The organism is Gardnerella vaginalis, assembly GCF_001546455.1.
Lineage (GTDB): Bacteria > Actinomycetota > Actinomycetes > Actinomycetales > Bifidobacteriaceae > Bifidobacterium > Bifidobacterium vaginale_B.
In genome coordinates this window covers 21,737-33,826 of sequence record NZ_KQ956821.1, presented here as the reverse complement: position 1 = coordinate 33,826, position 12,090 = coordinate 21,737, and the positions used below count along the sequence as shown (strand labels likewise).

The window sequence follows — 12,090 nt, the reverse complement described above, 5'->3', positions numbered from 1 at the left end:
GGGGGGGGGTATTCGTTTCCTCGCCTGCCTATGCTGATGGTTATGTAGACGGCACAGGCAACAACATTTACTACGGTTTTAAAACTGATGCACAATATGCCGAGGCTCATTTCAACATTGACGTTGAATATTACGATACCTTTGAGCACGCCAAAGCTGGCGGAACCACAGGCATAGATCCTCTTGGTAAATATGTTCGTGTCCACTATCTTTCTAATTCCAAGAATCAAGGCGGCACAGCAGATAACTGGCGATTCCGCCCAATGTGGTGGTTTGGCGTTCCTGCTGGTTTGAAAGATCCTCAAGATATTCAATTTAAGCGTATAGAAAAGTTAACACAAAACGGCAAGGAGCAGGTTAAACCTGCTGGTTCTTCCCAGTATATTACTACAGACGATAATGGTTATGGAGTTGTCTCGGACAAACATTTTAACAACCCTAAGCAATGGAATAATATTTCTAATTATTATTTTAGTGATCAAAACATTCTTGCAAGCAAGGGCTGGAAACAGCTTATGGGCTTGGATGACAAAGGCAGTAAGGGTTATGATGATAAAGGCAATACCGCACAACAATGGGGAGAATACCAAAATCAAACTCAAGGTCTTAAGGGTATTTTTGTAGACTGGGAGTCTGCTGGTCAGCGTTGGTATGACATGACCTACGTTTCCGAGATGGAAGATACTGCATGGAAAGAGCGCGATAAGAATCCGCTTCGTTTTGCTGCTGGCGTTTATCGCTTTGCAGGTAACTGGCACTATGCGGTTGGTCAAAAGCACAATACTCCGCGCATCGCCGACCATATCGACCTGAAGTATCCTGAGCTTACACCTGTGAAGGATCTCAAAAATGTAAGTACCGACGAGCAAAACGCGATTAAAGACAAAATTGCAACCGCCAATAAAGATACGAAACATTATTCGGACTTAGTGGACAAGGTGGAAGTGTCTGATAAGGGTGTGGCTACTATCACCTTCAAAGACAAGTCCACGCGCACAATTTCTGCCGATTTGCTTGTCTTTAAGAATGAAGAAGACAAGGACAAGTACAAGCCAGTCATGCCTGCTCGTACGCCTGTCGTGAATCCGTCTAAGCTGACCGATAAAGACAAAACAGCGGTTCTTAAGGCATTTAAGGATGCCAACAAAGACAACAAAGACTTTAACGAGCATGTGAAAACTGATCCTGACGGCATCAAGTTCAATGATGACGGGACCAAGCTTATTGTTACATACCAAGACGGTTCAAAGCTTGAAATTGACGCCTCTGAGCTCGTGTGCCAAGGTGCAACTATCGCCGATTGGGCGCCATACGTTGTGCCAGACATCATTGATGTTGATAATCTTAATCAGCTTAAGCCAGATGAAATAACAAAGATTATCAAGGCTTTTGATGATGCCAACACTGGCATTACTCCATACGATGAGTCAAAGACCAAGAATGGTAAAGCACCTGTAGAGGTCAATAAGACCACTGGCGACGCAACTATCACCTGGGAAGACGGTTCAACCACTACCATCTCTGCATGGCAGTTCCTGAAAGAAAAGCCAAAGGCTCCATCTCCAGATCCTCAGCCGCCTGCTCCAACTCCTGCTGCCGAAAAAGAGTTCATTGTTGAAGCACCTCAAAAACAAATAAACGTCAAATTTGATCCTTTCAATATGACAGAAGCAGATTTAACAACTTACAGCCAATCTACTCTTAATCCAGATAAAAATGGTTTAAAGAAGGTTAAGGGTAAGGATGCTAAAGATAATTCAGAGGTAACTATTACCGATGTTTCGTATAGCGTGAAAGATGGTAAGGGTTTCATTACGTTTAAGGCCGATGGCTATAAAGATGCTACCTACCCAATGAGCGTATTCTTCAAGCAAACAATTAATACGCAAACACCAACCCCAGATACCAATTTGCATCATCCAGGTCAGATGACTGCATATAACTATTATGTAGATCCAGTACAAGTAGATAACGTGAGTTCTCCTTCGCCACAAGATCAGATTGCGGCGTTTAAGAAGTTTATGAAGAAGAACTATAATGTGGATATAACCGATCAAGAGGCTAGGTCTGCTTATACTCTTAAAGAAAATGATAAGCCTGTAGCTGGTGTTACAAATATGCAACGCTATGTTAAAGGTGAAAATAATGGCGCAGGCGTAGTATCGTTTAGCCTTAATCAGGACGGAACCATAGCTGTTCAAGGTTTTGAAAGTGGTGAGAATAGCTCAAGGAAACTATTTGATGTTCCTCTGAAGGATTTATATGTTGCCAAATCGCAGCAGCAAAAAGATAACACCATTGATCATTTGAAGGATCAGGCAAAAGCGCTGTTAGATAAACGCAGGAATACTGATAAGCTCACCAACGACGACTTGAAGCGCGCTGGTATTGAAAAACCAGATGAGTTGAATGATGCCAAGATCGATGAAATAGCAAAGGGTCAAACAGCCGAAAAAGACCTGCGCGATCTTATTCGCAAACTTACCGATGCCAAGAAAGCTGAGCGCAAGTACAATTCAATACCTGAGATTGAAGTTACCGACCCAGCAAATCCGTCTGAAGCTGATTTCAAGAAAGCTGTGGAAGCATTCTTGAAAGCCAATTACGATGGCACGGATTCACTAGCAGTAGATAAGGTGCCGTATACCGTTCCTACGAGTCTCAAGCCAAAAACAAATACCGTCTTAATGGAGCCTGCATCCGATACTAACGCAACAGGTATTTCATCGATTAAATACAAAAACAGTGATTTTAAGACGCTTATTTTCACTGACAAAAATAACAATCAGCTGTTTACCGTTTCTGTAACATACAAGAAGAAGGCTGAGACGCCTGCGCCAACTCCTGATGCACTTGCACAGATGAAAAAGGATGCGAAGCAGCAAATCGACCGTAATCCTAACTTAACGGACGATCAGAAAAAGCAATACGAGAAAGATATTGACAACGCGTCAACGCCCGAGGACATTAAAAAAATTCTCGATAAAGCTGCTCAGCAGGGCAAAGATAACCAAAACGATCCGTCAAAGAAACAAACGATAACGGATAACAAGGGTGGTGGCAACGCAAAGAAAGAAGCCGAAAAGAAGCAAAAAGAAAACGAGGAAAAGCAAAAAGAGCAAAAGCTTCAAGAAGAAAAAAAGAAAGCTTCTGATGAGATTGACAAGCTCGATAATCTGAGTGATGAAGAGAAAAAGGCTCTCAAGAAAGAGATAAACGGTGATGGTACGGGAGCGGATCCAAATGGTGCCACAACTCCTGAAGCCGTTCAGAAGATTCTCGATAAGGCCAAGGCGATTGATGGTGCTAAGGGTGCGTTGCAAAACGACATCAAGAAGGGCGCGCTTCCGTTCCTCGACCACGGTACTGGTGATAAGAACAACACCGCTGATACCCACGCCGATGACGCTGCCCTTAATGAGCTGCTTGGCACAAAGCCGGGTAAGGATTCAACTATCACTGCTTTGGAAGCTGCTCTTGCAAAGAAGGATCCTGCAGCCACTGCCGATGAACTTAACAAGGCAGTAACCGCTGCTAAGAAAGCTAATGCACTCAACGAGCAAAAAGCAAAAGACGCTGCTAACAAGCAACTTACCGAGAAGAAAGATGCGCTTGATAATGCATACAACGCGCTAACTTCTGATAAACAGGCCGCGGCTACAGATAAGTACGATGCTGCTGTTAAAGCGATTAACGACGCTAAGACAAACGTTGACAAGGCTACAAAGCCTTCCGATATCAAGACTGCTCTTGAAGGCGTGAAAACTTCGTTTGATGATGCAAACAAGGCAATCGAAAATGCTAAGGGGCAGCGCGATACGACTGGCAACACCAACGATGACCAGAACGCTCTCAAGCAAGAAAAAGAAAAGCAGATTACGCGCATCAACAATAGCGGTCTTTCTGACGGAGACAAGAAGAAGGCTATTGATGACATCAATGCTGCCACTAAGCTTGGCGATCCAACGGGTATTGCTGATCGCGCTCTGAAGGCTAAGAAGATTGAGGATGCTAAGAAGCAGATTGCTGCGCTTGATCATTTGAACAATGCGCAGAAGAAAGCGTATGAAGACATCATCAACTCAACTGATGCGCATAACATCAAGGATGACGATGGCAAGGATACCGGCAAGGACGACATCGACAATGCGCTTGCTGATGCTATTGCAACCGATACCGCTATGGCTCGCCTTGAGAAGCTGAAAGAGATCGCTGATAAGTTTGCTACGGGCGACAAGTACAAGAACGGTGATGCCGATAAGAAGACCGCATTTGATGATGCTTCTACTGCAGCTGGTGCCGTACTTGATAAAGCTAATGGCGACGCCAAGAATGCGGATCAGGTTAATAATCTGTACAATGACCTTCTTAAGGCAATGCGCGATATCGATCCTAATGCCCAGAGCGCTGGTGTTAACACCGATGCTCTAAGCAAAGAGATTGAGTCCGACAAGACCTTCAAGCCAAGTGAAGCTGACCCTAAGACTCCAGGCGACCCTGTTTACAACACTTCGTCTAAAGAAAAGAAGGACGCGTTTGATCAGGCTTTGAACGAGGCTGAAACAGCTTTGAAGACTGCTGAAGATGCTAAGAAGCAGATGAGTGCTGAAGAGGAAGCAACTGCTCAGAAGGCTGTTGATGAAGCTCTTGACAAGCTTGTTAAGGCTCGCCTTGCTTTGGATGGTGTTGATACCAAGCCGCTTGAGCAACAAATCGCTAAAGATGCAGATATTAAGAAGTCTGTAAGGTACACAAAGGCTTCTGAAGATAAGCAAAAGGCGTACGACGAGGCTCTTAAAGCTGCTCAGGATCTTATCAAGAATTTGACCACTCCTAGCGCTGATGGTACTACACCTAAGTATGGTGAAACCAAATTGGACACCAAGGAGAATAAGCAAAAGGCTCTGAATGAAGCTCTTGCAAAGCTTAAGGCAGCTGAAGAGGCTCTTAACGGTAAGGAGCCAACTCCAACGCCGACCCCAACTCCTGCTGATGTTGATAAGACGGATTTGGCTGCAGAGCTTTCTAAGGCGGATACTTTAGAGCGTTATATTTCTTATCTGATTTCGTCTTCGGATAAGCAGGATGCTTATAATGATGCTTTGGCTGAAGCTCGTCGCGTTTACCGTGATCCTAATGCAACTCAGGAGCAGGTGAATGCTGCTGCTGCGGCTTTGCGTGCTGCAGCTGCGGCTTTGAGTGGCTATGGTTCTGTTGATAATGATGTGAACCCGCTTCCAATTCCAAGCCCGCTTCCAAACCCAGTCCCTGGCGGCGCTGGCTTTGGTGTGAACGATAATGCGCCTACTACTGTGAATAAGGGCGAGTTGAACATTCAGATTGATAGTGCTGAAGCCGATTCTAAGCCTGGCAATGCTGGAGATGGTGCTGGCAATGGTAATGCAAACGCTGGTAACGCAAACGCTGGTAATGCTGGTAATGCTGGCTCAGCTCCAAACGCCCAGGGTGGTGCAGGTGCGTCTGCAGGCGCAGGTGCTGGCGCAGGAACTACTGGTGCAGCCCCTGCAGGCGTAGACAACAAGGCTGTAAACAAGGCCGTTGAAAACGCTCCAGAAGTTAAGCAGGCGGATGTGGCCGTTAAGCAGGCGGCGGCTGCGCTAGACGACGCTCTGGCGCAGGCTAAGCGTGTTGCTGCAGATCCGCACGCAACGCAGGCTCAGGTGGACGCTGCGGCACGCAGACTCGCAGATGCTCGTAAGGCGCTTGCGGACGCTAAAGCTAACGCAGCCAACGTGCGTGCAGCTGTTCGCAACCGCGTTATAAAGAACATGCGTTCTCGCGGAGGCGCTGGCATTGCTACGGGCGCAGACGTTGCTACTGCAGGATTGATGGCAACTATGCTTGCCGCAATCGGTGGGGCGTTTGCCACTCGCCGCATGCGCACAAAGCACGCTAATCGCGACTAGCGTTTAGTTGTAAGCCGATTAGCTTTATTAGTGTTTTACTGATAGCTGATTAGCTTTGCTGGTGCTTACAGCATATATACTCATAAGCCTCGTTTGGTTTTTGCCGAGCGAGGCTTTTGATTTTCCGTGTTTTGTACGTGTTTTAGGTCGAATTTGGTACAAAATGCGGAAAAATCGTTCGCTCACTACGCTGCGCAACGACTTGCCTGCGTTCACGTTGCGCTTGGTATAGTCGCGCAGCTATAATTTGTGAGTTATGCCTACTTATGATTTGGGACTAGAACACGTTTCCCTTGAATTTGCAACAAAAACGATTTTCAAAGACGTAACTCAAGGCGTTTTTGAAGGCGATCGCATAGGAATCGTAGGCAAAAACGGAGACGGAAAGTCCACTCTTTTAAAGCTTCTCCAAGGTGCGATTGGCCCAGATTCTGGAAGAGTCACGCGTAGAAATGGCCTAACTTTTGGCATTTTAAGCCAGCGCGATCCGCTGGACGATAACGCCACAGTTCGCCAGGCCGCGCTAGAAAATCGCCAGGACTACGAGTGGGCTGCAGATTCAAAGCAGCGAGAAATCGTAGAGGCTCTTTTGGGCGGAATCAACCTGGAAGCTAAGGTCTGCACGCTTTCTGGCGGCCAACGCAGGCGCGCGGATTTGGCAAGGCTTCTGCTGCATGATTGGGATATTTTGGCTTTGGACGAGCCTACAAATCATCTTGATGTGCTTACAATTCATTGGCTTGCGGAGCATCTTTTGCACAGATGGCAAGACGGCCAGGGCGCGCTTTTGCTGGTTACGCACGACAGGTGGTTTTTAGACGAAGTCTGCTCTTCTATGTGGGAGGTTCACGATGGCGCAATCGACCCGTTTGAAGGCGGCTACAGCGCTTACATGATGCAGCGCGTTGAGCGCGAACGCCAAGCGGATGTTCGCGAGGAGCGCAGGCGGAATTTGGCGCGCAAGGAGCTTGCCTGGCTTTCTAGAGGTGCCCGCGCGCGTTCTACAAAGCAGAAGTTCCACGTTAAGCAGGCTCGCGAGCTTATAGCAGACGTTCCGCCAATGCGAGACACGCTTGAGTTAAAGCGAATGGCCACATCCCGCCTTGGTAAGCAGGTTGTTGATTTGATTGACGTTACGCAGATTTTTGCGGATTCGCTAAAGCCTGTTGGGGCAGATGCGGATATTGTAAAATCGCCATTTTCGCAGCCTACTCATTATGGCAGCGTTACGATTTCTGTAGAAGAATCGCAAGCAGCTGCAGATTTGCCACAAGAATCGCCAGCAGAATCGTCATTAAAAGAAACGTGCGCCGCCGTACAAAAAACGATTAGCGGCCGCATGATTTTAGACAATCAAACTTGGCTAATCGGGCCAGGAGACCGATTCGGCATAGTGGGAGCCAATGGCGCTGGAAAATCAACGCTTTTAGGCATAATCGACGGCTCTTTGCGTCCAACTAAAGGTCATGTAAACATTGGCAAAACCGTAAAATTTGCCGTGCTTTCTCAGCGCTTAGAAGAGCTGGAAAAGCTTGGAAAATATAAGGTTAAAGAGGTTTTGAGCCGATACAAGCCAAGTTATGTAATCGACGGCAAAGAAGTGACTCCTGGCCAGCTTATGGAGAGGCTTGGCTTTAAGCCAGAGCAGCTTATGACGCCGATTGCAGACCTTTCGGGCGGCCAAAAACGCCGTATGCAGCTGCTTTTGATTCTTCTAAACGAGCCAAATGTGCTAATAATGGACGAGCCTGGAAACGATCTAGACACCGACATGCTTGCCGTTATGGAAGATTTACTAGACACGTGGCCAGGCACTTTGATTGTTGTCTCGCACGATAGATACCTGCTTGAGCGCGTAACGGATCAGCAGTTTGCGTTGATTGACGGCAAGATTCGCCATCTTCCAGGCGGAGTTGACGAGTATTTAAAGATTATGGAAGACTATGAGCGCGCAAATATGCAAGAGTTGGCGGCTGGCGATTCGGCGGCGGCTTGCGATTCGTCATCTGCTGATTCTGCGGAAAAATCAGATCAAAAGTCAAATCAAAAGTCAGATCAAAAATTAACTGGCAAAGCGTACCACGAAGCCGTAAGAAGAGTTGCCGCAATAGAGCGCAAGCTAGAAAAGCTTGAGGAAGATAAAAGCGCGCTTGAGCAAAAAATGGCCAGCCACGATCCTAGCGATTTTGTTGGTTTGCAAGAGCTTAACGAGCAGTTGCAGGCAAATCAGAGCGAGTCGAGCGCGTTAGAAGAAGAGTGGCTTTCGCTTAGCGAGCAAATCTGAATCAAAAGCGCAAAAGCGCCAACCCCAAAAATCGGCGATTTTGCTCAAGATTAATGCCGCGTGCTAGTTAATGCCGCGTGCTAAATTGTTGAATTATGGCTCAAATTAAGGATATGTTGGAATCTGTAAAACCTATTCGCTTTGATGGCAGGGAAGTGGACGAGTTACGCCCAGTAAAAATCACTCGCAATTTTACAAACGTGCCAGAAGGCTCCGTGCTTATTGAGTGCGGAAACACGCGCGTTATGTGCACTGCCACCTTTACGGTTGGAGTTCCGCGCTGGAGACGGGACACTGGTTTAGGTTGGGTTACAGCCGAGTATTCAATGCTTCCAAGGGCCACCGCCGAGCGCACTGATCGCGAGTCTGTTAAGGGCAAAATTGGCGGCCGCACGCACGAGATTAGTCGCCTTATTGGCCGCTGCCTTAGGGGCGTTATAGATACCAAGGCAATGGGCGAGTGCCTTATTCAAATTGATTGCGATGTTCTTCAGGCAGACGGCGGCACGCGTACAGCTTCGATTACGGGCGCATACGTGGCTCTTGTAGACGCGCTAAATTGGGCCGAAAAGCACAAGCATATTCGCAGCGCTAAAAACGTAATTAAGGACTCTGTTTCCGCCGTATCGGTGGGCGTGATTAATGGCACTCCAATGCTTGATTTGCCTTACGTAGAAGACAGCCAGGCCATGACCGATATGAACGTTGCAATGACTGGTTCGGGCAATTTTATTGAGATTCAAGGCACGGCGGAGCATCGCCCGTTTAATCGCGACGAGCTTAATGTTTTGCTTGATTTGGCAGCTAAGGGGAATCGCGAGCTTCAAGCGGCTCAGCGCGCAGCTTTAAGTCAAAATTACTAAGGAGTGGCGAGCGTGAAACTTGTTGTGGCAACGCATAATGAGGGTAAACTCGTTGAAATTAAGCGGATTCTTAACGAAGAGTTTGCGGAAATATCGGAGCATATTGAGCTTGTGACGGCTGGTTCTTTGGGGCTTCCAGACCCAGTGGAAACAGGCGTGACTTTTGAGCAAAACGCCCTGATTAAGGCTAGAGACGTTGCGCAAAGAACTGGATTGCCTGCGGTTGCAGACGATTCGGGCTTGATTGTAGACGTTTTGGGCGCGGCTCCAGGCATACTTTCTGCGCGCTGGAGCGGGGTTCATGGAGACGACAAGGCCAATAACGCGCTTTTGCTTAAGCAGCTGGAAGATATTCCAGACGAATGCCGAACGGCGCGATTTAGATGCGCGGCTGCTCTTGCTGTTCCTAAAGGCTGCGTTGATGCGGATCTGGAAAACACAATGTGGAAAAACAACGGTTTTGAAACGGTTCGCGTGGGAGAGATGGTTGGGCGCTTGATTCGCGAGCCTAGAGGTTGCAACGGTTTTGGCTACGATCCGCTTTTTGTGCCGAATAATCAGCCCGTTAGGGATGGTGTTCAAATGCACGATTTAACTAGCGCGCAGCTTAGTCAGCAAGAAAAAAATGCGATTTCGCATCGCGGCAGCGCTTTGAGGGCACTTTTGCCTGAATTAAAGGCGATGTTTGAAGAGTAAAACTAAAACTTGCGATTTAAACTTGCGATTGAAACTTGCGATTAAAAAATGTGCGCGAGATGGGACTTGAACCCACACGTCGTAAGACACAGGAACCTAAATCCTGCGCGTCTACCATTCCGCCACTCGCGCAAAATCGCCTAAAATAGGCAAAAAATGGGTTTTTAAGAGCCACTTGACAGAATCGAACTGTCGACCTTCTCATTACGAGTGAGACGCTCTACCGACTGAGCTAAAGTGGCAGCTGCCCGAGAAGCATTCGCGACTCGCGCACAAATCAAATACTATATATGAATATTTTTGATTTGTCTAGTGCGCCGCGCCGTAATGTTCGCTTGAGTGCGAGTAGTCGTGTATTTCTGTCCGCTTTTGTGAGTATCTTGTCAATTGGAAGATGTGATGCAAGCGCCTTTGCTTAGCGTGTTTTTGTGCGCTCAAGATTGCGCTGAATTTTAAAATTATAAACGGCATTACATCGTTTATTAAAGATGAAAGGACCTAGAAATGGCCATCAATCCACCAGTTGACGCCGTTAAGACCCCAGAATGGGCTGCATTGCAAAAGCACTATGATGAGTTGCAGTCCGAAGGCGTGAGCCTGAAGAAGTGGTTTGCCGAAGATGCAAATCGCGTGGATAAGTTGAGCTTCGAAGCTGGAGACCTCCACTTCGATCTTTCTAAGAATTTGATTAAGCCAGAAACGCTTAAGCTTTTTGCAGACCTTGCTAAGGCTGTTAAGCTCGACGAGCGCACTAAGGCAATGTACACTGGCGTGCACATTAACAACACCGAGGATCGCGCAGTTTTGCACACCGCTTTGCGCCGCCCAGCCGAAGACGCTGGCAAGTTTATTGTAGACGGCCAAGATACCGTTGCCGACGTTCGCGAGGTTTTGGGTCGCATTTACGATTTTGCTAACGAAGTTCGTTCTGGCGCTTGGAAGGGCGTTACTGGCAAGAACATTAAGACCGTTGTAAACATTGGCATCGGCGGCTCCGACTTGGGTCCAGTCATGGTTTACGAGGCCTTGAAGCCATACGCCGACGCTGGCATTAGCGCTCGCTACGTTTCCAACATTGATCCAAACGATATGGCCGAAAAGACCAAGGATTTGGATCCAGAAACCACGCTTTTCATCATTGTTTCTAAGACGTTTACAACTTTGGAAACTTTGACTAACGCTCGCAGCGCTCGCACATGGTTGCTTAACAAGCTCCAGGAGTCTGGCGCAATCGACGGCAGCGATGCAAAGAAGGCAGAAGCTGTTGCAAAGCACTTCGTAGCTGTTTCTACCAACCTCGAGAAGGTTGAAGAGTTCGGCATCAACCCAACCAACGCCTTTGGCTTCTGGAACTGGGTTGGCGGCCGCTACTCCGTTGATTCCGCTGTTGGCACTTCTTTGGCCGTTGTTCTTGGCCCAGAGCGCTTTGAGGAGTTCTTGAAGGGCTTCCACGCAATCGATACCTACTTTGCTGAGACTCCATTCGAGAAGAATGTTGTGGTTCTTCTTGGTATGCTCAACGTTTGGTACCGCAACTTCTACAAGGTTGCTTCCCACGCTGTTCTTCCATACGATCAGTACTTGCATCGCTTCCCAGCGTATTTGCAGCAGCTCACTATGGAATCCAATGGCAAGTCGGTTCGCTGGGATGGCACTCCTGTAACCAGCGAAACTGGCGAAATCTTCTGGGGCGAGCCAGGCACCAATGGCCAGCACGCTTTCTACCAGTTGATTCACCAGGGCACTCAGCTTATTCCAGCTGATTTTATTGCCTTTGTAAACACGCCAAATCCTACTAAAGATGGCGATCAAGATGTTCACGAGCTTTTCTTGGGCAACTATCTTGCACAGACTAAGGCTCTTGCTTTTGGAAAGACGGCAGACGAGGTTCGTGCTGAAGGCACTCCAGAGGAGATTGTTCCAGCTCGCGTATTTAGCGGCAACCGTCCAACCACTTCCATCTTTGGCGATGCTTTGACCCCATTTAGCTTGGGCGAGTTGATTGCTCTCTACGAGCACATCACTTTTGTTGAAGGCACCGTTTGGGGCTTGGATTCTTACGATCAGTGGGGTGTGGAGCTTGGCAAGCAGCTTGCAAAGCAGATTACTCCTGCAATCTCTAAGGATGATAGCGCTTTGGCGGCTCAGGATGCTTCTACGCAGAGCTTGATTCGCTTCTACCGCGCTCATCGCAAGTAAGTGAGCGTGTAGCAATCTTATTTGATTGTTGAAAAGCCTCTTGTTGAAAAGCCTCTTGGCGTCTACTCGTCAAGAGGCTTTTTGTTGCTTAAATCGACAAAAATCGCAACAAACTCGGTAA

5 protein-coding genes and 2 tRNA genes are annotated in these 12,090 nt (G+C 47.6%); 5 read left to right on the top strand and 2 right to left on the bottom strand.

Translation table 11 applies throughout. The features are described 5' to 3' along the window. From HMPREF3216_RS04725 to HMPREF3216_RS04710, 4 genes are all read left to right on the top strand, one after another. On the top strand, positions 1 to 5,927 hold a 5,927-nt coding region (locus tag HMPREF3216_RS04725), incomplete at its 5' end, for a MiiA motif-containing surface protein (protein ID WP_196485426.1). A gap of 256 nt (positions 5,928 to 6,183) precedes the next feature. Beyond that, entirely contained in the window at positions 6,184 to 8,211 is a 2,028-nt protein-coding gene (locus HMPREF3216_RS04720; RefSeq protein ID WP_060787167.1) for an ABC-F family ATP-binding cassette domain-containing protein, read from the top strand. A gap of 95 nt (positions 8,212 to 8,306) precedes the next feature. Further along, positions 8,307 to 9,074, top strand: coding sequence for a ribonuclease PH (gene rph, locus HMPREF3216_RS04715; RefSeq protein WP_060787166.1), 768 nt, complete (start codon positions 8,307 to 8,309; stop codon positions 9,072 to 9,074). Between the two features lie 12 nt (positions 9,075 to 9,086). Then, positions 9,087 to 9,770, top strand: a complete 684-nt coding sequence (locus HMPREF3216_RS04710) for a non-canonical purine NTP pyrophosphatase (protein ID WP_060787165.1) — start codon at positions 9,087 to 9,089, stop codon at positions 9,768 to 9,770. 51 nt (positions 9,771 to 9,821) lie between these two features. On the opposite strand, the gene HMPREF3216_RS04705 is transcribed toward HMPREF3216_RS04710, so the two are convergent. Further along, positions 9,822 to 9,902, bottom strand: a tRNA-Leu gene (locus HMPREF3216_RS04705). A gap of 37 nt (positions 9,903 to 9,939) precedes the next feature. Beyond that, positions 9,940 to 10,012: transfer RNA gene (locus tag HMPREF3216_RS04700), tRNA-Thr, on the bottom strand. A 262-nt stretch (positions 10,013 to 10,274) separates the two neighbouring features. Between HMPREF3216_RS04700 and pgi the strand changes: the two genes are divergently transcribed. Beyond that, positions 10,275 to 11,969 carry a glucose-6-phosphate isomerase gene (gene pgi / locus HMPREF3216_RS04695; RefSeq protein WP_060787164.1) on the top strand — a complete coding sequence of 565 codons (1,695 nt, stop codon included), beginning with the start codon at positions 10,275 to 10,277 and terminating at the stop codon, positions 11,967 to 11,969. Positions 11,970 to 12,090 lie beyond the last annotated feature (121 nt).